The 23,785-nt window shown below is 69.3% G+C and carries 29 protein-coding genes and 1 tRNA gene; 18 read left to right on the forward strand and 12 right to left on the reverse strand.

Going from position 1 to position 23,785, the window contains the following annotated elements:
- Positions 1–48: 48 nt before the first annotated feature.
- Positions 49–999: an aldose 1-epimerase family protein gene (locus ACH3VR_RS00075; protein WP_396638706.1), complete on the forward strand. Its 951-nt coding sequence runs from the start codon at positions 49–51 to the stop codon at positions 997–999.
- A gap of 85 nt (positions 1,000–1,084) precedes the next feature.
- On the opposite strand, the gene ACH3VR_RS00080 is transcribed toward ACH3VR_RS00075, so the two are convergent.
- From ACH3VR_RS00080 to ACH3VR_RS00090, 3 genes are all read right to left on the reverse strand, one after another.
- The gene (locus ACH3VR_RS00080) at positions 1,085–1,624 is read right to left on the reverse strand and encodes a hypothetical protein (protein ID WP_396638707.1); all 540 of its coding nucleotides are present in this window, start codon (positions 1,622–1,624) and stop codon (positions 1,085–1,087) included.
- 14 nt (positions 1,625–1,638) lie between these two features.
- Positions 1,639–2,052: a DUF4383 domain-containing protein gene (locus ACH3VR_RS00085; protein ID WP_396638708.1), complete on the reverse strand. Its 414-nt coding sequence runs from the start codon at positions 2,050–2,052 to the stop codon at positions 1,639–1,641.
- A 155-nt stretch (positions 2,053–2,207) separates the two neighbouring features.
- Positions 2,208–2,411, reverse strand: a complete 204-nt coding sequence (locus ACH3VR_RS00090) for a hypothetical protein (protein WP_396638709.1) — start codon at positions 2,409–2,411, stop codon at positions 2,208–2,210.
- 129 nt (positions 2,412–2,540) lie between these two features.
- Here ACH3VR_RS00090 and ACH3VR_RS00095 point away from each other — a divergent pair, with 129 nt between their 5' ends.
- Entirely contained in the window at positions 2,541–2,972 is a 432-nt protein-coding gene (locus ACH3VR_RS00095) for a YdeI/OmpD-associated family protein (protein ID WP_396638710.1), read from the forward strand.
- A gap of 17 nt (positions 2,973–2,989) precedes the next feature.
- On the opposite strand, the gene ACH3VR_RS00100 is transcribed toward ACH3VR_RS00095, so the two are convergent.
- Positions 2,990–3,865 carry an SDR family NAD(P)-dependent oxidoreductase gene (locus ACH3VR_RS00100; RefSeq protein ID WP_396638711.1) on the reverse strand — a complete coding sequence of 292 codons (876 nt, stop codon included), beginning with the start codon at positions 3,863–3,865 and terminating at the stop codon, positions 2,990–2,992.
- A 108-nt stretch (positions 3,866–3,973) separates the two neighbouring features.
- Here ACH3VR_RS00100 and ACH3VR_RS00105 point away from each other — a divergent pair, with 108 nt between their 5' ends.
- Positions 3,974–4,543, forward strand: coding sequence for an asparagine synthase (locus ACH3VR_RS00105; protein ID WP_396638712.1), 570 nt, complete (start codon positions 3,974–3,976; stop codon positions 4,541–4,543).
- A 121-nt stretch (positions 4,544–4,664) separates the two neighbouring features.
- Here the strand turns inward: ACH3VR_RS00105 and ACH3VR_RS00110 are convergent, their stop codons facing one another.
- From ACH3VR_RS00110 to ACH3VR_RS00130, 5 genes are read right to left on the reverse strand one after another with little or no spacing between them, the layout of a single operon-like run.
- Positions 4,665–7,313 (reverse strand): GNAT family N-acetyltransferase, encoded by a 2,649-nt coding sequence (locus tag ACH3VR_RS00110; protein ID WP_396638713.1) that lies wholly within the window; start codon positions 7,311–7,313, stop codon positions 4,665–4,667.
- The gene (locus tag ACH3VR_RS00115; protein ID WP_396638714.1) at positions 7,313–9,295 is read right to left on the reverse strand and encodes an IucA/IucC family protein; all 1,983 of its coding nucleotides are present in this window, start codon (positions 9,293–9,295) and stop codon (positions 7,313–7,315) included. Before ACH3VR_RS00115 ends, ACH3VR_RS00110 begins: the two co-directional genes overlap by 1 nt.
- Entirely contained in the window at positions 9,292–9,858 is a 567-nt protein-coding gene (locus tag ACH3VR_RS00120; protein WP_396638715.1) for a GNAT family N-acetyltransferase, read from the reverse strand. Before ACH3VR_RS00120 ends, ACH3VR_RS00115 begins: the two co-directional genes overlap by 4 nt.
- On the reverse strand, positions 9,855–11,165 hold the full coding sequence (locus ACH3VR_RS00125; RefSeq protein WP_396638716.1) for a lysine N(6)-hydroxylase/L-ornithine N(5)-oxygenase family protein: 1,311 nt from the start codon (positions 11,163–11,165) through the stop codon (positions 9,855–9,857). Before ACH3VR_RS00125 ends, ACH3VR_RS00120 begins: the two co-directional genes overlap by 4 nt.
- Positions 11,162–12,637, reverse strand: coding sequence for a pyridoxal phosphate-dependent decarboxylase family protein (locus ACH3VR_RS00130; protein ID WP_396638717.1), 1,476 nt, complete (start codon positions 12,635–12,637; stop codon positions 11,162–11,164). Before ACH3VR_RS00130 ends, ACH3VR_RS00125 begins: the two co-directional genes overlap by 4 nt.
- A 224-nt stretch (positions 12,638–12,861) precedes the next feature.
- On the opposite strand from ACH3VR_RS00130, the gene ACH3VR_RS00135 reads away from it, so the two are divergent.
- Positions 12,862–12,934 (forward strand) — tRNA-Arg (locus ACH3VR_RS00135).
- Between the two features lie 243 nt (positions 12,935–13,177).
- Here ACH3VR_RS00135 and ACH3VR_RS00140 read toward each other — a convergent pair.
- Positions 13,178–13,933 (reverse strand): FadR/GntR family transcriptional regulator, encoded by a 756-nt coding sequence (locus ACH3VR_RS00140; RefSeq protein WP_396638718.1) that lies wholly within the window; start codon positions 13,931–13,933, stop codon positions 13,178–13,180.
- Positions 13,934–14,185: 252 nt separating this feature from the next.
- Between ACH3VR_RS00140 and ACH3VR_RS00145 the strand changes: the two genes are divergently transcribed.
- From ACH3VR_RS00145 to ACH3VR_RS00160, 4 genes are all read left to right on the forward strand, one after another.
- A complete protein-coding gene (locus tag ACH3VR_RS00145) occupies positions 14,186–15,484 on the forward strand; it encodes a dicarboxylate/amino acid:cation symporter (protein WP_396638719.1) in 1,299 nt (432 codons plus the stop codon).
- A gap of 60 nt (positions 15,485–15,544) precedes the next feature.
- Entirely contained in the window at positions 15,545–16,552 is a 1,008-nt protein-coding gene (locus ACH3VR_RS00150; RefSeq protein ID WP_396638720.1) for a TerC/Alx family metal homeostasis membrane protein, read from the forward strand.
- Positions 16,553–16,635: 83 nt separating this feature from the next.
- The gene (locus ACH3VR_RS00155) at positions 16,636–17,097 is read left to right on the forward strand and encodes a MarR family winged helix-turn-helix transcriptional regulator (protein WP_396638721.1); all 462 of its coding nucleotides are present in this window, start codon (positions 16,636–16,638) and stop codon (positions 17,095–17,097) included.
- Complete coding sequence (locus ACH3VR_RS00160) at positions 17,087–17,740, forward strand: hypothetical protein (protein WP_396638722.1); 654 nt, start codon at positions 17,087–17,089, stop codon at positions 17,738–17,740. The genes ACH3VR_RS00155 and ACH3VR_RS00160 overlap by 11 nt, the downstream gene beginning before the upstream one ends.
- A gap of 269 nt (positions 17,741–18,009) precedes the next feature.
- Here ACH3VR_RS00160 and ACH3VR_RS00165 read toward each other — a convergent pair whose 3' ends face one another.
- Positions 18,010–18,357 (reverse strand): hypothetical protein, encoded by a 348-nt coding sequence (locus ACH3VR_RS00165; protein WP_396638723.1) that lies wholly within the window; start codon positions 18,355–18,357, stop codon positions 18,010–18,012.
- A gap of 123 nt (positions 18,358–18,480) precedes the next feature.
- On the opposite strand from ACH3VR_RS00165, the gene ACH3VR_RS00170 reads away from it, so the two are divergent.
- Positions 18,481–18,825 carry a cupin domain-containing protein gene (locus ACH3VR_RS00170; protein WP_396638724.1) on the forward strand — a complete coding sequence of 115 codons (345 nt, stop codon included), beginning with the start codon at positions 18,481–18,483 and terminating at the stop codon, positions 18,823–18,825.
- A gap of 175 nt (positions 18,826–19,000) precedes the next feature.
- Positions 19,001–19,828: a hypothetical protein gene (locus ACH3VR_RS00175; RefSeq protein ID WP_396638725.1), complete on the forward strand. Its 828-nt coding sequence runs from the start codon at positions 19,001–19,003 to the stop codon at positions 19,826–19,828.
- A gap of 75 nt (positions 19,829–19,903) precedes the next feature.
- On the opposite strand, the gene ACH3VR_RS00180 is transcribed toward ACH3VR_RS00175, so the two are convergent.
- Positions 19,904–20,176 carry a hypothetical protein gene (locus ACH3VR_RS00180; protein WP_396638726.1) on the reverse strand — a complete coding sequence of 91 codons (273 nt, stop codon included), beginning with the start codon at positions 20,174–20,176 and terminating at the stop codon, positions 19,904–19,906.
- Positions 20,177–20,296: 120 nt separating this feature from the next.
- Between ACH3VR_RS00180 and ACH3VR_RS00185 the strand changes: the two genes are divergently transcribed.
- From ACH3VR_RS00185 to ACH3VR_RS00220, 8 genes are all read left to right on the forward strand, one after another.
- Positions 20,297–20,524 carry a DUF1653 domain-containing protein gene (locus ACH3VR_RS00185; RefSeq protein WP_396638727.1) on the forward strand — a complete coding sequence of 76 codons (228 nt, stop codon included), beginning with the start codon at positions 20,297–20,299 and terminating at the stop codon, positions 20,522–20,524.
- A gap of 61 nt (positions 20,525–20,585) precedes the next feature.
- Positions 20,586–20,855, forward strand: a complete 270-nt coding sequence (locus ACH3VR_RS00190; RefSeq protein ID WP_396638728.1) for a hypothetical protein — start codon at positions 20,586–20,588, stop codon at positions 20,853–20,855.
- 183 nt (positions 20,856–21,038) lie between these two features.
- Positions 21,039–21,608 carry a dihydrofolate reductase family protein gene (locus ACH3VR_RS00195; RefSeq protein ID WP_396638729.1) on the forward strand — a complete coding sequence of 190 codons (570 nt, stop codon included), beginning with the start codon at positions 21,039–21,041 and terminating at the stop codon, positions 21,606–21,608.
- 144 nt (positions 21,609–21,752) lie between these two features.
- Positions 21,753–22,214, forward strand: a complete 462-nt coding sequence (locus ACH3VR_RS00200) for a hypothetical protein (protein WP_396638730.1) — start codon at positions 21,753–21,755, stop codon at positions 22,212–22,214.
- A 76-nt stretch (positions 22,215–22,290) separates the two neighbouring features.
- On the forward strand, positions 22,291–22,620 hold the full coding sequence (locus ACH3VR_RS00205; protein WP_396638731.1) for a dodecin family protein: 330 nt from the start codon (positions 22,291–22,293) through the stop codon (positions 22,618–22,620).
- An 11-nt stretch (positions 22,621–22,631) separates the two neighbouring features.
- Positions 22,632–22,862, forward strand: a complete 231-nt coding sequence (locus ACH3VR_RS00210; RefSeq protein WP_396638732.1) for a phage baseplate assembly protein V — start codon at positions 22,632–22,634, stop codon at positions 22,860–22,862.
- Between the two features lie 96 nt (positions 22,863–22,958).
- Positions 22,959–23,501: an NYN domain-containing protein gene (locus ACH3VR_RS00215; RefSeq protein ID WP_396638733.1), complete on the forward strand. Its 543-nt coding sequence runs from the start codon at positions 22,959–22,961 to the stop codon at positions 23,499–23,501.
- Positions 23,502–23,516: 15 nt separating this feature from the next.
- Positions 23,517–23,780, forward strand: coding sequence for an alpha/beta hydrolase (locus ACH3VR_RS00220; RefSeq protein ID WP_396638734.1), 264 nt, complete (start codon positions 23,517–23,519; stop codon positions 23,778–23,780).
- Positions 23,781–23,785: the final 5 nt, after the last annotated feature.

A 23,785-nucleotide genomic window follows, 5' to 3' on the forward strand; every position in this document is an offset into this window, starting at 1 on the left:
GCGACCCCAGTACTCTGAACAACGACAACGACCGAGGGAGCTCGACCCATGGCCCGTACGCCCGTCTCCGGCATCCAGCACACGCTCCGCGCCGGACCTTACGAGGCCGTCGTCGCGAGCGTCGGCGCATCGCTTCGCGCCCTGCGCCATGACGGCCGCGACCTCGTCGTGCCGTTCCAGGCCGACGAGCTGCGTCCCGGTTACCGCGGCACGACGCTCGCGCCGTGGCCCAATCGCGTCGTAGACGGCGTGTACACCTTCGACGGCGTCGAGCACGAGCTCTCGCTGACCGAGCCCAAGCGCGGCCACGCGCTGCACGGACTCGCCTCGTGGCTCGACTTCCAGGTGACGAAGGCCGGATCCGACTTCGTCACGCTCGCGGCGACCGTCGAACCCCAGGCCGGCTATCCGTGGCGCATCGAGGTCACGACGACGTACGCGCTCGGACCCGACGGGCTCACGCAGACCGTCACCGGCCGCAACGACAGCGCCGAGCCGGCGCCGTGGGGGACCGGTCCGCACCCCTACCTCGTCGCGGGAGCCTCGGCGCTCGACGAGTGGACCTTCGAGCTTCCCGCCGACGAGGTGCTCCTCGTGACGGAGGATCGTCTCAACCCCGACGGCCTGCGCCCCGTGGATGCCGACGACCCCCAGCGCTTCGACTACCGCGCGGCGCGACCGATCGCGGCTGCCGAGATCGATCACGCGTACACGGGCCTCGTGCGCGACGCCGAGGGCTTCGCGACCGTGCGGCTGAGGGATGCCGCGGGCTCGGGCGTCCAGATGGTGTGGGATGCCGCGTGCCCCTGGGTGCAGATCCACACGGCCGATCTTCCCCACCTGCCCGGACACCCCGGCCACCGCGCGGGCCTCGCCGTCGAGCCCATGACGTGCGCCCCCGACGCCTTCAACGCCGCGAATTACCCCTACGACACGGGCCTGATCGTCCTCGAGCCCGACGCCGAGTCGACAGCTTCCTGGCGCATCGCCGCCCTCTGATCCCTGGTCGGGCTCGGTGGGCGCGGATGGTCGCGTCGGGGGTGGGATGCGGCGCATCGTGCCCAGTGAGCGCGGCCTGAGAGCCTCAGTGCGTGTGCCCCGTCACCACGATCCCGTGCGACCCGTGGTCGGGTGCGAAGCGCCCGGCCTCGGTCGCCGCGAGGGTAGGCGTCGCGATCGCCGCGACGATGACCGCCGCCAGGATGATGACCGGAATCCCGGGCCGTCCGGCCTCGCGGCCGCGCAGCGCGAGCCCGCAGCCGATCCCCACGACGACGAGCAGCGCTGAGGCCGCCGCGACCGCCACGACACTGATCCGCGCCGGATCCAGGCCGAGCGCGACAGCGCCCGCGATCAGGGCGAGGAGCACTCCGCCCACCGCTGCCCGCGGAATGACGACGCGTCCGCGCGCAAGCGCCGCCGCCCCCCAGGCGAGGGCGGCGGCGCCGAGCGCGACGAGCGGCATGCCGGCCGGGGAGTGCCCGGCCGTCACGGCCCCCGCGCCGAGCGCGAGATGGATGAGTCCCGCTCCCCACGCCGCGATCGCGCCCCAAGCTGCCGGCGAGGCATCCCGGATCCCCCCTCGGGATGCCACCGGCGCGCGATCCGCGGCGGACGCGACCATCTCGGCTCCTGTCGTCAGGCCGTGCGGCCCGACAGCTGAGGCGCGCGATCGGCCGCGAGACCGACTCCGAGCAGCACGATCGCACTCGCGAGGTGCAGGAAGTGGTCGGGCGTGTTGAGCGCGAGCACGTTGAGCGGCGTGCCGACGAGGAAGAAGCCCACGATGCCGAGCAGCAGGTAGGCCGCTCCGACGGAGATGTTCGCGATCTTCGCTCCCTTGGCCGACATGAGGCCTGTGGTCAGCAGGACGGCGCCGATGAGCAGGTGCGCGACGTTGTGGAACGGGTTGACCTCGAAGACGCCGAGGAGCAGCCCGCCCTCGGTCGCGAGGAATGCGACGGGTCCTGTCACGAAGAATCCGAGCACCCCGACGAGCAGGTAGACGATGCCGAAGATCGTGGCGACGAGTCGGTTCGGTGACGAGCGCATGAAGAGACCTCCTGTCCGGTGCGGCGGGATGCCGCCTCTGGAGATTCTTCGGAGCCTCGCGCCCATCGGTTTGGATACGACGGAGGGTCCTGGGATGCCTCCCAGGACCCTCCAGACGCCGCGGCCGAGCGGCGCGCAAGGGCCGCGGCGGTCTTTCAACGGTCGTCGCCGCGCAGCGACTCCTTGAGCTCGTTGCGCTTGACGACCGAGTCTCGTTCGGCTTCCGCCTTCTTCACGTCGGCTTCGGCCTTCATCTCATCGATCTTGTCGCCGATCCGGTCGGTGGTGTCCTCCCACGCGTCCTGGATCTTGCGGCCGGCCGTATCGGCCGTCTCCTTCGCATCCTCAGCGAAACCCATCGTGCGCTCCTTTCCTGAAGGGGTGCCCCGGCTCCCCGGGCCGTGGTCAGACGGTACGCCCCGCACCTTGCGGCGACAGAGGGCTTGCATCGGCTCGCCTCGCTTGCTACACATGCCAGACTCGACCTCGTGCGATACGAGACGACGATGCTCGCGACAGGCAACAACACGGGCATCCCGGTGCCCGACGAGGTCATCGAGGCGCTCGGCGACGGCAAGCGGCCTGCCGTGACGGTGATGGTCAACGGCTATCAGTACCGCAGCACGGTCGGGGTCATGCGCGGCCAGTCGCTCATCCCGTTCAGCTCGGACAAGCGCGCCGCCACCGGGATCAAGGGCGGCGATGCCCTCACGGTCGACGTCGAGCTCGACACCGCGCCGCGCACCGTGGAGGTGCCCGACGACCTCGGCGAGGCCCTCGCCGCAGCGGGCCTCCGCGAGGCGTTCGACAAGCTGCCTCCGAGCCACCGGAAGGCGCACGTCACGAGCGTCGAGACGGCGAAGGCCGCCGACACCCGCGCGCGCCGCGTCGACGCCGTCGTCGCGAAGCTCTCCGCCTGAGCCGCCGCGGCCCCCCGTCAGGCGACCGGGGTGCGGGTGTCGATCGCGTCGCGCAGCGGGCGGCGCATGAACGACCAGTAGCCGTTTGGCGTGACGCGCGCGAGCACGTCGACGAGCCGAGCCTCGCGTCCGACCATCGTGCGCGCAGAGCGCCGCACGGTCGCCTCGACGATCCGGTGCGCGGCATCCTGAGGTTCCGTGTGATACATCCCGGCCTGCGCCTGCGCGGCGCGCTGGGCGACGGCGGGATCGATGGATGCCGCGAACCGGCCGTGCAGGATGATCCCGGTCTTGACGCCCGCGGGGTAGATCGCGCCGACGCTGACCGTGGAGCCTTCGAGCTCGTGCCGCAGCGACTCGGTGAACCCCCTCACGGCGTACTTGCTCATGGCGTAGGGGATGCGCCCCGCGGGTGCGGCGAGCCCGTAGATCGAGACGAGGTGCGTGATGTGCGCGGCCGGCTCGCGCCGCAGCGCCGGCAGCAGCGCCTTGGTGACGTTGACGGTGCCCCACAGATTCACGTCCATGAGCCAGCGCATCTCCTCCATCGTGAGCTGGTCGATGTCGCCGAGCATGGACGATCCGGCGCATGTGATGAGCGCCTGGACGCGCGGATGGGATGCCTCGACCTCGCCCGCGAGCGCGAACACCGCCGCGTCGTCGGTGAGGTCGACGACGTGCGTCGTGACGACGGGCTCGGCTCCGCGCGTCGCCTGCGGAGAGAGGGCGATCTTGGCCCTGAGGGCATCGAGCCCCTCGGTGTTGCGGTCGATAAGGGCGAGGTGCGCTCCGCGATTCGCGAGCTGGTACGCGACCTCGGCACCCATGCCGCTGGCCGCCCCCGTGATGACGGTGGTCCGTCCTCGCACGTCGAGTCGCTGCATCCTCGCCATCGTGGTTCCTTCCGCATCGTCGCCTGGGCCGTCCTCGATTCTCGCTGATCCGGGGAGTCGGTCGTGACACGGCCGCACGGTAGTTTTGATGAGGGAGGAGGTGCCATCGTGGGCCGAACCGCAGACGCGATCGACGAGGGACTCGCGATCGCCGAGGCCGCGGCCCGGCTGACGGTGCGCAACCACATCCTGGTCGAGGCGATCGCCAACGATTCGTCGTACGACCCCGAGCGGATCGCCGAGTTCGCCCGAGCGACGTTCGTGGCACTGGCCGACGAGCAGCAGGATGCCGCGGCGCTGATGCGCCGGCAGCGCCGGGCCGCGTGGGGCAAGTACAGCGACTCGCACGGCACGCACGACTATCGCGACCGCGACACCCGCAACCTGCGCCGGCGGCAGAAGCAGTACACCGGCGTCGCGAAGGAGCTGCGCCGTCGCGCCGCCGATCCCGAAGCAGTGCGCGAGCTCGTCGACCAGGCGCGCGAGGCGGCGTGGGGCGACGTCGAGTCGAACCTGCAGCGCCGCCTGCGCGTCGAGGCCATGCGGCCCGAGTACGACCCCGACTACGCCACGATGCGCGAGGCCCGAATGCAGGCGCTGCGGCTCGTCGACCTCCCGCGCCTCGGAGCCCACCGCCGCCGTCTCACCCAGACCGTGCCCGAGCCCGAGTCCGACTGACGGGTCGGCGCCGGCCCCTCACCCGGTCCCCGAGCTTGTCGAGGGGTCGTGCCCAGGCCTGCGAGGAGCGCACGTACGAACTCGGCCAGGCCCAGGGCATCCCTCGACGGGATCGGGGACGCTACCTGGTCGAGGCCGAGCGCTCCCGCGTGAGGAAGGCGAGCCGGGCGCGCTTGCCCGGGAGGTCGATCCCTGGGCCGAGCTCGAACCCGGCGCGTACCATGCGGGCGATCGCGGCGTCGTTGGCGACATCCGGCTCGATCACGATCCGGCGGGCTGCGGGCGGCGTGAACAGGAATCGGGCGATCGCATCTCCGAGAAGCGTCGTGAACCCCGCGACCGGCGCGCCGCGCGCGCCGATGAACAGGTGCATGCCGACGTCGCCCGGCTGCATGTCGTACGCCGCGCCGACGGGATCGTGCTCGGGCTCGTAGCTCTGCACGAGCGCGACGGGCAGTCCGTCGCGGCGCAGGAGGAAGGCGTGATGCGTCGGCAGCGAGTCGACGAAGGCGTAGAGGTCGCGGAGCTCGTCGCGGGGAAGCTCGCCGAGCCCCCAGAACCGCGCGTGCGGCGCCGTCACCCAGGCGTGCAGCGTGTCCAGGTCGGCCACCGGATCGAGCACGGCGAACTCGAGAGCGCCGAGATGCGGGTCGTGCTCGACGTGCACGACCTCGCCGGGGCGTCCCGAGACGAGCCGCCGACCGAGCAGCCCCGCCGGCGAGAGCCGCGCCCACTCCGTCACGACCTTCGTCGGTGCGACGGTTCGCCAGTCCTCGAGCTGGTCCGAGAAGTGCGGAGACGCCGGATCGCCCGACGCGCCGAACGGCACGCTCCACGTGCTCTGCTCGCGATCGGCGAGGTCCCATGCCCATCGCGCGACCGACCCGCGCCACGCTCGCGCCGTGACGCCGGGTGTCGATCCCGTGCAGCGCACGGTGTCGCCGTCGCCCGAGAGCTCGACACCCAGCTCCGCGCCCGGGTCGGCGACGCCGGCCACATCGGCGAGCACGTGCAGCGGCAGCAGCCGGTGACTCTCCCCCCACTCCACGACCGCGACCTCCGCGAGGGCCTCCCGTGCGAACGCGAGTGCGTCGTCGGACAGCGCCGGATGGGCGAGCAGCCGCGGCAGTCCTGCCGCGACGTGCCCCGCGACGCCGAACCACGAGTCGTAGACCGCGCCGAACCCGTGCGGCTCATGGAGCCGCGCAAGCGCGGGATGCGCCGCGACTCGGCGCACGAGGGCGGCCCGCCACGCGGCGAAGGCTCCCGCAGCGCGGGATGCGGCATCCATCCGCCCGTCCCACGCCCGGAGCAGCTCGACAACGGCCTGCTCGTGGGGAGAGAGTCCATCAGTCGGGAGGAAAGCGAGCAGCAGCGGCGCAGTCGCGAGCAGTGTGTCGCCCCAGATCGGCGCGAAGTCGTCGACCGACCTCGGCCGCAACTCGTCGAGGAGCGCGCGGATGCGCTGCGCTCGGTACGGCGGAGCGTATCCGCCGCCGAGATCGAGGGCAGCCTGCGCCGGCCGCTCGTTCGCATCGACGCGCACGTCGGCGACCGTGGCCGCCGCCGGCAGGCGCCGACGCGCGCCGGGTGCCACCACGGAGGCATCGTGCGGCAGCCGCCTCTCCAAGCCCTTCCGGTCGAGCGCCCGCCCGACGGTCGCCGACAGCACCGCACCCGACCGGTCGGCCGTGAGGAGCCGGTTGACGGGGTCGACCCACGCGCCGAAGGCGGTGACGACGTCGCCGGCGGTGCGGGCTCGCAGCAGCGGGAGCAGTGACGCGAAGCCGAGATCGCGATCGACGCGAGCAGGCATCCGCGCCGACCAGCCGACCAGCCCGCCGCCGTCGTCGACGAGGTCGGTCACGATCGGCCCGCGCTCGGTCTCGAGCGCCTCGACCACCATGTCGGAGCCGCCGCGCACCCGCACCGTGGAGCGCACGACGTCGACCGGGCGCCACCCGTCGACCCCGAGCGCCTCGTACGCGTCGTCGGTGCGACGCAGCGTCTCACGGAACACGTCGACCCCGTGCGCCATGGCGTTCGTGATGCCCCACGCGGCGTAGCCGGTGTGGCCGAAATGCGGCACACCCGGCACACCCGGGAAGGCGAGCCCGACGACGTCGAACTCGTCGCACGCGAGCCGCACCTGCTGGTAGACGCCGGGCAGCTCGAACATACGGTGCGGGTCGCCGGCGAGGAGCGGCATCCCCGTGTCTGTCAGCGATCCGTGCAGGGCCCAGGCGTTGGAGCCCGACCCGGGGGCGCTGTCGGCCGGTTCGAGGAGCGGGATCCAGTCTTCGCCGAGCGTGCGGGCGACATGGGCGCGCCACAGCACGGTCGGGTACGACGTGAAGAGTACATGCGCGACGTGCAGGATGCCGAGCGGGGCGTGATCGGGCCACTCGTCGAGCACGACCTCGTCGCCGAAGCGCTCTTCGAGGGCCGCGTACTCGGCAGGCGACACGGCTCGAAGCCCGCGCCGCACCCCCTCCACATAGGCCGAGACGAACGCCGAGGTCTCGGCATCCACCTGCTGGAAGGCCTCCCGTGCCGTGTCGTCGAGCCGCGCGCGACGCGCGAAGACGTCCCACGCGAGGCCCGCCTCGCCGATGAGCTCCGACAGCCGGCCCTCGGCGCGCAGGCGATCGGTCTCGATCTGCCACGCGCGGTCGCGCGCCGTCACCTCGCCCTGGGCGTCGGCGAGCGCGAGCACGCTGTCGGCGCGCACGTGCGGCACGCCGAGCGGGTCGCGGTACAGCTCCGCCATCAGCGCGCGAGCGCCGGCACGCGCGCGATGGGGTTCGCGAGCTCGCCCGCGTACATGAGCGACGCGGACTGATCGGCAAGATCGACCATCTGGAGAGTATTGCGCAGCTGCAGACGGTTGAGGCAGGAGTGCGCGAAGGTGTCGGCACGCAGGTCGACGGCGGAGTCGAGATCGGGATGCTGCGCCGCGTGCTCGTCGACGGTCTCCGCGACGAGCGCCCAGAACACGTGCTCGGGCAGCGTCCCGTCGGCGTGCAGGATGCCGGAGAGGTGCCGCAGCACGCCGTCGAACACATCGGTGAACACCGCGAGGGCCTTCTCGGCGTCGTCGACGGGCGAGACGATGCGCGACACGTCGGCGGGCACGGTGCGGCCTTGGAGCAGCACGACCTCCTCGCCGATGTCCTTCATGAAGGACCCCGTCGGCACGGCCCCGTCGAACACGAGGATGAGGTTCTCGCCGTGCGGCATGAACGCGAGGTCGTGCGCGAGCAGGCAGTGCACGATCGGCCGCAGGTACACCCGCAGATACGCGCGTACCCAGTCGGCGGCGTCGAGTCCCGACCGGCGCACGAGCGCCGTCGCAACCGATGCGCCTGCGGCATCCCGGTGCAGCAGCGACGCCATCGTCGCGACGCGCTCGCCAGGGGCGACGAGGGGGAGCGGGCTCTCGCGCCACAGCGCCGCGAGCATCTTGCGATGCGCCGACGGCGTCGCCGTGCGGTGGTAGGCGTCGCCCGTGTAGCCGATCGACGCGTGCTCGCGCAGCACCCGGAAGCCCGCATCGCGCAGGGTCGCGTCTCCCGCCACGAGATCGTGCACCCAGTCGTTGATCGCGGGGGTCGCCCGCATGTAGGCGGGGGAGAGGCCGCGGAGGAACCCCATGTTCTGCACGGCGAGCGCCGTCTTGACGTAGTCGCGCTCGGGGCGCGAGCGGTTGAACATCGTGCGCACCGACTGCTGTGCGAGGTACTCATCGCGCCCTTCGCCGAGCAGCACGAGGTCGCGGCGCGCGAGGTCGGGCGCGAACGTGACGGCCACGCGGTGCTCCCACTGCCAGGGATGGACGGGCAGCAGGCGGTAGTCGGCGGGGTCGAGGCCGAGATCGTCGAGGCGAGCGGCGAACGCGGAACGCTCCTCGATGTCGAGCTGACCGCGCACGAGGGAGCCCTCGTCGAGGCCCGCACCGAGGGCGAGGTGCGAGCGCTCGCGCCGCGCCGCGAGCCACACGAGCCGGAAGGGCTGACCCGATTCGGGCGCGTAGGCCGCGTGCTCCGACACACCGAAGCCGATGCGCCCGTTGTTCGCGACGAACCCCGGATGCCCCTCGGTCATGGCGGCTTCGATCGTCTGGAAGTCGGCCGTCGCGAGTTCGTCGGCGCGCGGGCCGCCGCGGTGGAGCTTGAAGGCCGCGCTCGCGAGCGTCGAGGCGATCTCCTCGAGGTAGGTGGAGAGCAGCGGATCCGGGATGCCGAGCACGGCCTGCAGCTCGATGACGAGCTCCTGCGCGTCGAGCGGCGCCGGTGCACCGTCGACGAGCCGCTCGAGCGTGTCCTCCTCGATCACCCAGTGCTCCAGCGTGCCGACGCGCGCACGGAACCGGTACTCCGAGCCCGAGGTCTCCAGGCGCCAGGCCGAGGCCTCCTCGGCTTGCTGCCCATAGCCCGTGCTCTCGCCGAGCGCCCGTGTTCCGCACGTGCACTGCGTGGGCGCTCGGTCACAGCACGGGCTGTCGACGGCGGCCGCCTCCCGAACCGCGACGCCGGCCGCCTCCCGAACCGCGGCGGCGGCCGCGTCCCGAACCGCGTCGGCGGCCGCGTCCCGAACCGTGGCGCCGGCCGCCTCCCGAACCGTGGCGCCGGCCGCGGCATCCCGAACCGGCGTCAGCAGGCGCTCGTGCGTGAACTCGGCGATCGCTTTCGCGACGAGGTGCCGCTGCGCCGCCGCGAGATGCTCGGGCGTGAGGTGGGCCGCGGGGTTCATGCGAGTCCTCCCAGCGCAGAGGCGGCGAAGTCGTCGCGCGTGCACACCGACAGCGCAGCGCGCTTGACGCCGTCGCCCTCGGGCACGTCGACCTCGCGGAGCACGCGGAAGCCGGCGCGGGCGTTCTTGGCGGCGATGCGCGCGTTGCGCACGTCGGGTTCGACGACGACGCGCTCGGCGCCCAGCGTGGAGAAGCACCAGCGCATGACGGCCGCGAAGACGGCATCCGTGAGCCCGTGCCGGGGATGCCCAGCGGGCGGCGCGATGAGGATGTGCATGCCGACGTCCCCCTCGCGGGCGTCGTGGATGCCGGTGAGCACGACGTGCGCCGGGTCGTAGGTCTCGGCGAGGAAGGCGGGGTGCCCGTCGACGAGTCCGAGCCAGGAGTCCTGGCGTTGGTCGACGACGACCGCCGTGAGGTAGTCGCACACGTCCTCCTCGCTCAGCCGGCCCATGCCCCAGAACGCGGAGTGCGGGTCGGCGAGCCATGACCGCACGGTCGCGGCATCCCGTCTCGGATCCGTGCCCACGATCGCGATGTCGAAAGCCGTCGCGATGCTCACGCGCCCACCCCCGCCGGGATGAGCGCATCGTGCGGCAGGCCGAACTCCTGGAAGGCGATGCGCCGCTCGATCGGGTAGACCTCGCGGCCCGTGATCGCGGCGAGGATCGTCGAGTTGCGCCATGCGCCGAACCCCAGATCGGGGGCGGTGAGTCCGTGCGTGTGCTCTTCGCCGTTCTGCACGAACACCCGCCCGCGGCCGCCGTCGACCGAGTAGTCGCGCGCGACGTCGAGGCGTCCGAGCAGGTCATGGTCGAGGCTGTGGGCGATCGGGCCGAGGAACGCGGGCGTCTGCGCCGCGTAGCCGGTCGCGAGCACCATCGCGTGAGTCTCGCGCTCGTACGTCTGGTCGAGCTGCCCGTGCCGCAGGCGAAGTCGGAAGCGCTCGCCGTCCCATTCGGCGTCCTCGACGGAGGTGTCGGTGAGGAGCGTCGTCGGCACGGGACCCGACGCGCTCAGCCGGTACAGCGTGTCGTAGATCTCATCGACGAGGTCGCCCGAGATGCCCTTGTGCAGGCTGCGCTGCTCGCGCCCGAGGTGCTGGCGCATCCCGAGCGGCAGGACGTGAAAGTGGTCGGTGTACTCGGGCGACGTCATCTCGAGCGTCAGTTTCGTGTACTCCATCGGGAAGAACCGCGGCGACCGCGTGACCCAGTCGAGGCGATAGCCGCCCTCGCGGATGCCCTGCAGCAGGTCGAGATAGATCTCGGCAGCCGACTGCCCGCTTCCGACGACGGTGAGGGATGCCGCACCCCGAAGCTCGTCACGGTTCGGAAGGTACTCGGAACTGTGGATGACGGGGCCGGCGAGGTCGCGCAGAGCGTCGGGCACGACGGGCTGCGTTCCGACGCCGAGCACGACGTGGCGGGCGCGGATGATCTCCTCCCGTCCGTCGTCGATGCGCAGCGCACGCACGAGGTAGGTGTCGTCGACGGCGTCGTGCTCGATCGCGACGACCTCGCGGCCCCACCGCAGCGTCGACAGCTGCGCGCTCGCCCAACGGCAGTATGCGTCGTACTCGACGCGCAGCGGGTAGACGTTCTCGCGGATGTAGAAGGGATAGAGCCGGCCCGTCTGCTTGAGCCAGTTGAGGAACGAGAACCGCGACGTCGGATCGGCCATCGTGACGAGGTCGGCGAGGAACGGCACCTGGATCGTCGCGCCCTCGAGCATCATGCCGTGGTGCCAGCGGAAGTCGTCGGCGCGGTCGAGGAACACGGCATCGAGCGCGAGCGGTTCGGCAAGGCAGGCCAGGCCCAGGTTGAACGGCCCGATGCCGATGCCGACCAGGTCGTATGGGCGGGTCATGCGCGGGCCTCCGTCGTGGTGAGCTCGTCGCCGATGCCGGCGAGCGTCAGGGCGGTGTCCTTCACGAGCGCGAGCACCGCGCGGATGTCGTCGAGGGTCGTCTCGGGGTTGAGGAGGGTGAGCTTGAGGCAGGGTCGGCCGTCGATCACGGTCTTCGCGACGAGCGCGCGCCCGGAGTCGAACAGCACCCGGCGTACGCGCGGCACGAGGGCGTCGTGGGTCGCGGCATCCGTCCCCTCGGGGATGGCGCGGAACAGGACGGTGCTCAGCTGCGACCGGCCGACGAGCTCGAGCTCCGGGTCGCGCGCGATCTCGTCGTGCACGGCGGCGGTGAGGTCGACCACGCGGTCGAACAGCTCGCCGACGCGGACGGCTCCGAGCGCGCGGAGAGTCGTCCAGAGCTTCAGCGCGTCGAAGCGGCGCGTCGTCTGCAGCGACTTGTCGACCTGATTCGGTTCGGCGTTCGCGACCGGGTTGAGGTAGTCGGCGTGCCACGCGCCGGCGGCGAGATCGACGGCATCCCGCACCATGATCGCGCTGGACGAGACGGGCTGGAAGAAGCTCTTGTGGAAGTCGACGGTCACCGAGCGGGCGCGCTCGATCCCGTCGATGAGGTCGCGCCGCGTCGGCGAGACGAGCAGCCCGCAGCCGTACGCCGCATCGACGTGCAGCCACACCCCGTGCGCGTCGGCGGCGTCGGCGATCGAGGCGACCGGGTCGATGACTCCGCGGTCGGTCGTGCCCGCCGTCGCGACGATCGCCATCGGGATGCGGCCTGCTCGTCTGATCGCGCCCAGGGTCGCCCTCAGCGCTGTGGCATCCATGCGTCCCTCGCCGTCATCGGGCACGGTGACGACGGCGTCATCGGCCAGACCGAACAGGAGTGCCGCCTTGTCGACGCTGAAGTGGCTCGACGCCGTCGCGAGGATGTTGAGGCGGGGGAGCAGATCGGCGCGCTCGCCGTCGTGACGGGCGAGCGTCCACTCGCGGGCGAGGAGCATCGCGTGCAGGTTCGACTGCGTGCCACCCGACGTGAAGACGCCGTCGCCGTGGGCGAAGCCGATGCGCGCGGCGGTCCAGTCCACGATGCGGCGCTCGATGAGCGTGCCGACGGTCGACTGATCGTACGTGTCGACCGACGTGTTGACGGCAGCGAGCACGGCCTCGGCCGCGACCGCCGGAAGTGCGACGGGACAGTTCAGGTGCGCGACGTACGCGGGATCGTGGAACCACACCGCGTGCTCGAGGAACAGCCCGTCGAGCTCGCGGATGGCCTTCTCGGAGCCGATGCCGTCGCCGTCGAGGTCTGTCGCGTCGACGAGCCGCTGCAGCTCCTGACGGCTCGCGCCCGAGAAGGGCTGGCTCACGCCGGCGAACCGGGCGGCGAGCATGCCGGTCGTGGTCTCGAGAAGGTCGGCGTAGTCGGCCGCGGAGGACCCGTTCAGCAGTTCGTGCACGTGGCTCGGCTCCATCTTTCGGTGGACTGGGGGCCGCGAGCATCGTCGGTCGCGAGGTAAGCGTTGCCTAACCTAACCTGCTCGCTTCGTCGGAATCAACCTTCTTTTCTCGTGTTACGTCGGGTGATGGATGCCGCGCGCCACGCCCGGGATGCAGCCGAACTGGCCTCGATTCGCGCCTCGGCGAGGCATCGGCTAAGCTCATCTAGTGCCTCCGCGCCGACTCGTGCGGAGGCCGTGCGCCCGTAGCTCAATGGATAGAGCATCTGACTACGGATCAGAAGGTTAGGGGTTCGAGTCCCTTCGGGCGCGCACTGTGTTGAGACAGTAATCATCGAAAACCCGCGGATTTCCGCGGGTTTTCGTGTTTCTGTCGGAAGGGCGCGCGACACGTGGCGCCACACGCACCCGCACCTCGTTCCTCCCTCAGTCGGACCACTTGGAGAGGGGCCGCCTGGCGTAGAGCTGGATGGGAGTCCAACCTGGATTGGTCCGACCATGATCCGGTCGGCGGGGTCCGCGCGGTCGACGTCATGCGCGGGCGACAACTGGACGCTATGCGGTTGAGTTCGGTGAGGTGGCCTCAGGAAGTCCGATTTCGGTGGATCGAACGCGGTCGATGACGTCCCGGATCTCGGCGAGGTGGATGCGCATGGCGTAGTCGGCGGCTTCGGCGTCGTGGGCGGTGAGAGCGGCCAGAATGCGGGTGTGTCCCGCATGGGAGAGGCGCCGGCCCTCGCCTTCGAGATGCGAGTACACGCGAGCTTCGACCGTCCAGGAGGCGGTGAGCTCACCGAGGGTCGCGAACAGTGGATTGGCGGTGGCCTGGGCGATCGCGGTGTGGAAGCCGATGTCCAGGCTCGCGGACTGATCGGAGTCGGTCTCGCGTGCAGACCGATCCAGGAGATCGCTCAGCGCGGCCAGCTGCTGACGACCGATGCGGAGAGCGGCGAGCCGAGCGATCCGGGGCTCTATTTCGGCACGGAATTCCGCGGAGTGCTCGAATTCCGCTGCAACGCCTTCGAGGCGGGCTGCGAGCGCGGCCGTGAGTGGAATCGACAGGCTGACGCGGTTGGCGCTTCCCTGTCGCCGTTCCACGAGCCCGAGGCTGTCGAGCCGGGTCAGGGCCTCCCTGAGTGCGTTGCGTGAGACGCCGAGGTCGCGGGCGAGTGTCCGTTCAGGCGGAAGGGCCACCCCGGGAGCGAGAGCGCCCGTGACGATGAGGCGTTCGAGGTAGCCGAAGATGTCGTCGGCAATGAGGGAGTGGGTGCGTTTCAGCGGACCCAGGACCATGTCAGCGCTAACAGGCACGTGCAGGCGTCATCTCCTACTTGTCGAGAGCTCGGGCCTGGCGACCCATCCCTGCAAGTCTCCCATGGGCCTCACGAATGACAGCCGAATGTCGGCTGGCGACCCCGTGTGACCAGCCTGTTTCGCGATCCGCTGGCGTGTAAATACTGCATTACGGTCCTACCAATTGGCCCAGTGGTGTGCGCGTCGGCTTCTAGCTTGGGTTCCAATCGCGCCGGCTAGGTGAACGGCGGCATCTGAGCGGAGATCGGTATGAAGATCCTGAAGAACCCGGCTGTGCAGATCGGCGGCGGTGCGATCCTCGGCATCGTGTTCGGTCTGATCGTCGGAGAGTGGGCCGCGAACCTCAAGTTCATCGGCGATCTGTTCATCCGGCTCATCCAGATGGCGATCGTTCCCCTCGTCATGTCATCTGTGATCGTCGCGACCGGGTCGATGACCGGTTCCGGGATGGGCAAGATGGCGTTGCGCACCTTCAAGTGGATGATCGGCTTCTCGATCGTCGCCGCGGTGATCGCCTGGGGGATCAGTGTGATCGTCCAGCCCGGAGCGGGGATCGACTTCGCCTCGGGTGTGGACCCTGCACTTGAGGAGTCGGTCGGCGAGGCCGCCGGCTGGCAGGACACTTTGCTGAACTTCGTCTCCACGAACATCTTCGCCGCCATGTCGACGGCGACGATGGTGCCGATCATCATCTTCTCGCTGCTGTTCGGTGTCGCGTTGAACGCCTACATCACGAGGACCGGGAACCGGATGGTGCTGGACTTCTTCGACCAGATCCAGCAGGTCGTGCTCACCATGATCCGCTTCGTGATGCTGATCGCCCCGATCGGGGTGTTCTGCCTGCTGGCCAGTCTCGCCGGGACCGTCGGATTCGCCGTCGTCACCAGCGCTCTGAAGTACCTCGGCTCGACCCTGCTCGGGGTCCTGATCGTCCTCGCACTGTTCGTGCTCGTCGTATGGCTGCGCACGCACCTCAATCCTGCGCGGCTGCCCGCCAAGCTCACCGACCAGACGGTGATCGCCATCACGACGACAAGCTCGGCAGTCACCTTCCCGACCGTGCTGCGGACCGCGATCGAAAAGGTCGGCGTGAGCCAGCGGGTGGCGAACTTCACCCTGTCTGTGGGGCTCACGATGGGCTCGTACGGTGCGGTGCTCAACTACATGATCGTCGTCATGTTCCTCGCCCAGTCGGGCGACATCACCCTCGACTTCGGCACGATCGTGCTCGCGATGGCCCTCGCGATCCTCTTGAACATGGGCACCATCACGGTTCCCGGCGGCTTCCCCGTCGTCGCGATGTTCCTCGCCACCTCGCTCGGGCTGCCGTTCGAGGCCGTGGGTCTGCTGATCGCGGTCGACTGGTTCGCCGGGATCTTCCGCACCTTCCTCAACGTCAACGGCGACACCTTCGTCGCCATGCTGGTCGCCAACGCCAGCAACGAGATCGACCGCGACGTCTACTACGGCAAGAAGAAGGTCGTCACGGACGCCCTCGATCTGGACAAGATGAGGGACCAGTTCGAAAAAGCCGACGCCGCCGACTGATCTGCCCAGCGCACCCGAAGCACGGCCCCCAAAGCGTCCCGCGTCGCGAAAGGCCCCTCCATGGACCTCGAACTCCCGCTGTGGTTCGAGATCGGATCCCTGCTGATCCTCTCCCTGATCCTGCTCGCGGATCTGCTGCTCATCCTCAAGCGGCCACACATCCCCTCCGCCAGGGAGTCGACGCTGTGGGTCGTGTTCTACGTATGCCTCGCCCTCATCTTCGCGGGACTGATGTGGATCATCGCCGGTCCGGAGTACGCCGGGCAGTTCGTCGCGGGCTGGCTCACCGAGTACAGCCTGTCGATCGACAACCTGTTCGTCTTCGTTCTGATCATGAGCCAGTTCGTGGTGCCGCGCCGCTACCAGCAGGAGGTGCTGATGGTGGGCATCATCATCGCGCTCGTGCTGCGCGGCATCTTCATTCTCCTGGGCGCGGCGATCATCGAGGAGTTCAGCTGGGTGTTCTACATCTTCGGTGCGTTCCTGGTGTGGACGGCGTGGCGCCAGGCGTTCCCCGGCGGCGAGCACGACTCCCAAGTCAAGGAGGAGAGCTTCGTCGTGCGGATGCTCCGCCGGACGATCGCCATAAGCGACCAGTACGACGGCGCGAAGATCCGCACGGTCGTGGACGGCAAGAAGATGTGGACGCCCATGATCATCGTCTTCGCGGCGATCGGCGTGACCGACCTGCTGTTCGCGATCGACTCGATCCCCGCGATCTTCGGCATCACCCAGAGCGCGTTCATCGTCTTCGCGGCGAACATCTTCGCGCTGATGGGTCTGCGCCAGCTCTACTTCCTTCTCGGCGACCTGCTCGACCGACTGCGATATCTGCACTACGGCATCGCGTTCATCCTCGGCTTCATCGGTCTGAAGCTCGTCTTCCACGCCATGCACGTCAACGAGCTGCCGTTCATCAACGGCGGCGAGCCGATCGAGTGGGCACCCGAGATCTCGACCTGGATGTCTCTGGGCATCATCGTGATCTCGATGGCCGTCGCGACCGTCGCGAGCCTCCTCGCGTCCTCGCGTGAGAAGCGACTGAGTCGTCAGGGCGGCACGTGGTGATCGATGCAAGCACCACGGCCACGGGGTAGGGGGATCCGAGCGGAATAACGTGAAGTAAGGTAATCATGTAGTAGCGTACTGATATGGATTCCCCGCTTCTGCTCGACCGGTTGCTGCAGATCGCGGACCTTTTCCAGCGGGATATGGCGCGCGAGTACGACGGCACCCCGCTCTCCCCTGCGCGCATGGGGGTCCTGTGGACGATTCATCACTCCGGGCCGGTGCAACAGCACACCATCGCGGCGGCCCTGAACGTCACGCCACGGAACATCACCGGTCTGGTGGATGCGCTGGAGGCGGTGGGCTACGTCGAGCGCATCCCGGATCCGACCGACCGCAGGGCGCGTCTGGTCGGGTTGACCCCGCAGGGTCACGAGCTCATGGAGCGCACCGTCCGAGAGCACGCCGCGCTGAACGCCACCCTTCTTGCCTCGGTCCGGGCAGCCGACCGGGACCGCGTCGAGGTGGCGATCGCAGCGATCGCTGACCGCCTCGCCCAGCTGGTCTCGGAGGCCGCCAAGGCGGACAAGGCGCGTGCGTCTTGACCCCACGGGCGTCACCGCCTCCCGCCCGGCGACGTTGTCGCTGCTCGCCCGGGCAGTGCTCATGGAACTCAAGATCTACAGCAGCATCGGCAGGGCGATCGCACGCCGCCCCGCGATCGACCCCGGTGGTTCCGGATTCTCCTACCACCGGCCCGTCATGACGATCCTGATCGTCTTCATCGCACTGTCGGCGCTCGAGATCCCGATCCTCGACCTCATCGTGCACCGATGGCCGGTGGTTCGGATCGTGGTGCTCATCATCGGGATCTGGGGACTGACCTGGATGATCGGACTTCTCTGCGCATACTTCATGCGCCCCCATGTCGTCAGCCCCCGTGGCCTCCATATCCGGGAAGGGCTCGAGATCGACATCTTCCTCAACTGGGACGACATCGCCTCGGTCGCCCGCGTCCGCCAGGTCGATCCGCCCAAGACGGCCAGATTCACCACCACCGACGGGCGGACCCAGCTCTCCCTGCGGATGCAAGACGAAGTCAACATCGAGATCCGACTGGAACGCCCCACAACGGTGCGGCTACCCGGGCGACCGCCCAAAGGCGGCGCGCAAGAGGCCGAGATCATCCGGATCTGGACCGACAACCCCGTCGGTTACCTCAAGGCCGTCGACGAACACATGCCCTGAGCGTCAGCACGCATTCCGTGCCTGGCGCCGAACCCCGCCTCGAACGAGGCCGGTAGTGGCCGCCGTACTGACGCAGTACCGTGAACTTGCCAGATGCGCGGAAGGGGTCGATGATGCCTGCGGAGTCTGCGCGTCCGCTGGGCCCGTGGGGGAGGTTTGTGGCCCTGTTCCTCGGCGTCCCGCCGATCGCGGTGCTCGCTGCCGATGAGGAGGAATGCGACGACCCGGTCCCTCCTCCGGATCGAGAGCATCATTGAGGCTCCTACGCGCTAATCCTTTCGGAGCGTGAGATTCAGCTGCTTGGAGAGTTCACGAAGCCGCTCCTGCCTCGCTCGCGCGAGATCCCTCTGGGCTTGTATCGCCTCAGCGTCATCCGCCCGCAGACGTGGCTGCACAGGCGCGTCCAGGTCCTCGACGACTTTGATCGTGCCCGCGACCACCTCGCTCGTGATCGCGTTCGCCCGAACCGCACTTCTGGACTCTCGATAGCTGAGGATCGAGACCACGAGCGCCCCCACGGCGATCAGCGCTCCCGCCAGTGAAGCGGATGCCCCGATCCACGCAGGAATCGCAACACCCCAGAGGTCGGTCGGGTCGGCTGTCACATAGACGTCCATGGCGCGAGGCTAGAAGAGGGCGTACCTCACATCGAGCGCGACACGCTTCGCCGTGGTGAGAGCGCCCTCGCACGCGGGATCCAGACTGAGCGAACCCTGTCGGGCAACCCTAAGCTCGACTCTGTGAGCGCGCAGCCCGTCATCCGTGAAGTCCTCGTCGACCAGCTCCTGCCGGCACCGCTTCCGACAACCCATGTCGAGATCCGCCGGATCACGATGGCGCCCAACACCGCGGCAGGTGCACATCTCCACAACGGGCCTGTCTTCGGCTCGATCGAGCGCGGCGCTGTGATCTTCCGGATCGGCGACGAGCCCGCTGCCATACTCCGTGCCGGAGACATCTTCTACGAACCCGCCGGCGTCGTGGTCTCCCAATTCGACGCGACCGAAGACGGCGCCGTCTTCCTCGGCTACTTCCTCCTCACCGAAGAACAAACCAGCGAGCTCACCCACCTCGCCGCCGGCTGAACAGCGTACAGTCGTCCTCGCGGGCGCTGTCAGACGAACAAGGTTGCCGTTCTCGGCTCTCGCCCGTGCGTCCGAGTTCGATGTATCAGCCGCACCCCGTCGTCCTCTCAGACACTGATCGGCCTGGCGCCGATGGTCCGCGCAGCGGGCCCGCCGGGTCCAGGGGGTGCGTTGCATGGGCGACCAGAGGACTTCAGAATTCGGACCGGCGGAGGCGGCATCCCCGGCGGCGGCACCCTTCTCGGTGACCGGACCGGCGGCGGCCACGCTCGACGGCGACCGTCGCGGTGTCACCTCATTCGTCGTCGCCAACACGACGGGGCGACCCGTGACGGCGCGCCTGCTCGTGCAACCGGTGGACGGCGCCGACGTGGCGTGGTTCACGCTCGACGGGCCGACAGACCGACCGATGACCGTCGCAGCGACGCTGACCGCACAGGTGCGCATCGCAGTCCCGCCCGCCGTGCCTGCAGGCAAGCGCGGAGTCCGGCTCGACGCCGCGCTCGAGGAAGCTCCCGAGCAACTCGCGTCGGGACCGACGGTCGCCTTCACCGTCTCCGAGCCGAAGAAGAAGCCCCCGTTCAGGTGGTGGATCATCGCGGTCATCGTGGGAGCCCTGCTCGTGCTCGGTGGCGGCGCGTGGGCGATCTGGGCTTTGGTCGTCCCGCACGACGATCCGACTTCGAACAGCCAGGTGACCGCGCCGCCGGCTGCGGCCGACAAGTGCCGGACCGGCTACGTCTACCGCCTCGCCCGCCCCGATGACCTCGTGTGCGTGCTGCCCGCGTCGGCGGCGCAGGTCATCAACGACAACGACCCGCTCACGCAGGCGCAGCGCAAGTACAACCCGCCCGACCCGACCCGCCCCTACGGCGTCGACGAGTGCCTCCCGGGTTGGGTCTGGCGCAACGCCTACTCGGGCGACGTGGCGTGTGTCACCGTCGACACCCGCACCAGGACGGCGCAGGAGAATGCGGATGCCTCCACCCACGCGGCGCCCTAGAACACAAGACGCGCTCCCGACACAGACGTGACGCACTCGTCGCGGACGCCGCGTGGACGTCCACGACACAGCAGCTCAGAGGTCGGCCTGTGCGTCCGGGTCGTCAGCGAGCCGGTCCGCTTCGCGGGCTACGGCCTCCTGCTCGGCCTCGCTCAGCGGCGGGAGGCCGACCTCGTCAGCCGGAATGCCCGCATACGGGTCGGCGCCGGGGAACTCCTGACTGAAGGAGCCCGCGACGACTCCCCCCGGGGGGACCTCGTCTCCGGCGGCGCCCAGCAGCGTCTCTTCTCCGGCAGCCTGCTCCGGTACGTCGTCTCCGAGGTGCTTACGATGCCACTCGCCGCTCATGTTCACTCCCACCAGTTCCACCAACGCCACACCGATCATCATCGAGATGGTCGAAATCTGGCAAGGGGCGGATCGTCGGCATCACCCACGGAGTCGTCATGATCGCCATACGATCGCGGAGTGACGTCACCGAACCCCGCCGTCGTCGAGCCCGGCATCTACGAGCATTTCAAGGGCGCCCGTTACGAAGTGATCGGCACGGGGCGGCACAGCGAGACCGAGGAGCACCTCGTCTTCTACCGCAAGCTCTATGACGACTACAGCTTCTGGGTGCGCCCGCTCGACATGTTCCTCGAGTCCGTCAGCCGCGACGGCTACGAGGGCCCACGGTTCATCCGCATCGCCTGACGACAGGGCGCTCGAGCATGACGTTCCGGCCGCCGACTCGGGAGGTCAAGATAATGGACTCATGTCCTCCTCCGCTGAGCGCCGCTCGAACCCGACGGCCTGGGCCGCGTTCTGGTTCGGGCTGGCCGGCCTCGTGCTCATGCCGATCCCGCTGTTCATCGGACTGATCCTCGGTGGCGCCCTTTCCGTCGTCGCCGCAGTTCTCGCAGTGATCGGCCTCCTCAAGGGACTCGCGCGCGGCGGCAAGGGCATCGCTCCCGTCGTGTTCGCCGCCATCTTCATCGCCCTCACGTGGGGTGGCATCTCGATCGGCGGCGGCACCGTCTGGTAGGTCGGCCGACCTGTGACCGGGTATGAGCCGTCGGCACCGGAGGCCCGGGACGCCGCGCACTGATCGCTCGGACATCGAGGATCTCGTCGCGCGGGTGAGATCGCACGTCGGTGTGCGGTGACCTGTCAGTAGCCTGGGCACCATCCGGCGAAGCACGTTGGCGCATCGAGGGAGAGCAGCCAGATGAGAACACTTCGATACTCGATCAACGTCACTCTTGACGGCTGCTGCCATCACGAGGCGGGGCTTCCGCCCGACGATGAGTCGATGCGCTACTGGACTGAGGAGATGGCACGCGCTGATGCGCTGCTGTTCGGCCGCGTGACCTACGAGATGATGGAGTCCGCGTGGCGGCGGCCGACCTCGGGCGGGTGGCCGGACTGGATGGACGCGTGGCAGATCCCGTTCGCGGAGGCCATCGACCAGGCCAAGAAGTACGTCGTGTCGAGCACGCTCAGCAGTGTCGATTGGAATGCCGAGCTCGTGCGAGGCGACATCGGACGTGCGGTTCAGAGGCTGAAGGAAGAGCCGGGAGAGGGCCTGTTCGTGGGCGGCGTGACGCTTCCTCTCGCGTTGGCCGATCTCGGACTGATCGACGAGTACGCGTTCGTCGTGCAGCCGGTCCTTGCCGGACACGGGCCCACGCTGCTGGCCGGTCTGCGCGAGCGCATCCAGCTCGAGCTGGTCGATCGTCAGGAGTTCCGGTCGGGAGCAGCCGCCATGCGGTACCGGCCCCTCCGAGGAACGACGTGAGGTGATTGGCCGGCGGTAGCGCCGCAGCCGGAGCGCGGCGACAGTCGAAGTCGTGTATCAGCGCGCCTCTCCGATCCTCTTCCCCATTGGCCTGTTGCATGCGGGTCAGGGGCCGCTCCACCAGCGGCGAGAAGGAGAAGAATCATGGCGCTGAACACCAGCCTCATCGCGATCATCGCGCGGAGGTACCCGCAGATCTGGGAGATCGTCGGCGGCGGCCCTGGCGGCGGCATCCGCACCCGCATCGACGCGGTGGCACTCAACCCCCAGCCGCTCCCGCCAGCGTTCCGGTACGGTGCGGCCGTGGCCCACCAGGTCGTGCAGACCGCCGCGACGGCTCACGCGCTGAAGGTCGCGTACGAGCCCGGCGACGACATCTGCCCGCCGCCGCGCCACTGGCCGCCGATCCCGTTCCCGTGGCCGCCCGAGCCCGACCCGTACCCGTGGCGCACCGCCGACGACGAGTTCGACGTCGACTACGCGCTCGGGCTTGCCGTCGCCCTGGAGGCGTCGGCGAATGCGTGGAGCCGGCTGGACGGCGCGGATGCACTCGAACGCCTCCACGACGTCGCCCTCAAGACCGCAATGGGGTCGGAGCGCGGCTGATCCAAGGTGAGGGATGCCCCGACCGGCCAGCCGGCTCGGTCGGGGCATCCGTCCGTGAGCGCAGACAGTCGGTGCAGTGGTCGTCGATCGCGACGTCGGCAAGCCGATCCTCGCGCGGCTTCTCAAAGCGGATGCTCTTCCATCCCGGTGCCGGCGCGATCAATATGGCCTTGTCGGCATCGAGCGGTTAGGGGTCATGATGAGCGTTTACCGAGTGATCGACGTCATCGGCACGAGTGCGTCGTCCTGGGAGGAAGCGGCCCGAGAGGCCATCACCACTGCCGCGGGGTCGTTGCACGACCTCCGCGTCGCCGAAGTGACGAAGCAGGACGTCGTCGTCGGCGAGGATGGGACGCTGCTGTTCCGGGCCCGGATCCAGCTCTCGTTCAAGTACGCCCCGGAGTAAGCGCACCTCCGATGTCGCTGCACCGCGGGATCGTGATCGACACCGCAGACCCGGCTGGGTCGGGTCGTCTGCGCGTCGAGGTACCCGACGTGAGCACGGAGTCCATGTGGGCGCCGACCCTGATTCCGCTGGGTGTCATCGATCTGCAGCTCCCCGCGGTCGGAACCGGTGTCTGGGTGGACTTCGAGTCGGACGACTTCTCGTCACCGGTCGTCCTGGGACTCATCGCGCCCACTCCGTAGCCTCCGCAGCCACGCAACGCCGGCAGACGAGCATCCTGAATAGGATTCGGCTGAGGCGCGAGCGAAGGAGATCGATTGGCGGAGGCAGGCTCTCGAGTGACCTGGGTGCTCGTGGATGGCGAGAACATCGACGCGACCCTGGGCACCTCGATTCTCAACAGGCGGCCACAACCGGACGAGCGACCGCGCTGGGACCGCCTGGTCGCGTTCGCGGAGAGGGTGTGGGGGCAGCCTGCGCGGGGCGTGTTCTACCTCAATGCGTCGACCGGCATCCCGATGCCGTTCGTGCAGGCGCTGAAGGCGATGGAGTACGTCGTCGTCCCGCTGTCCGGCGCGCCGGACGAGAAGGTGGTCGACATCGCCATCCAGCGGACGCTGCGCGCGCTCGACGGCCGCGCGGCCGATCTCATGCTCGTGAGCCATGACGGCGACTTCCTCCCGGACATCTCGAGCTTGATCGGCCCGCCGAGGCGCGTCGGGGTCGTCGCCTTCGCCGAGTTCCGCAACGCCGGATTCAATTCGCTCACCGGCCTCGAGAAATTCGACCTGGAGTACGACGCGCGGGTCTTCGACGCTCCTCTGTCACGCGTTCGCGTCATCCCGATCGACGAGTTCGACCCGAACACCTTCCTGGGCTGAGGCGACACCGGGTCCGTGCCCGACTACGCGGCTCCGGGCCGGCGCGCCGACCTCGCCGGCCTCCCGCCGGCCTTCCTCGGCTGGGGTGACATCGAGCTGTTCGCCGCGGAAGACCTCGCCTATTCCGACGCACTGCGGCGGGCCGGCGTGGACGTCGTGACCGACATCGTGCCGGGCGCACCCCATGGATTCGAGAACTGGGCCGGCGACACGCCCGTCGCGCAGGCGCTCATCGGCCGCGCCCAGGACTGGCTGAAGACCGCCGTCGCGGACGGCTGAGCGAG

This window comes from Microbacterium alkaliflavum, assembly GCF_044325405.1.
GTDB lineage: Bacteria > Actinomycetota > Actinomycetes > Actinomycetales > Microbacteriaceae > Microbacterium > Microbacterium alkaliflavum.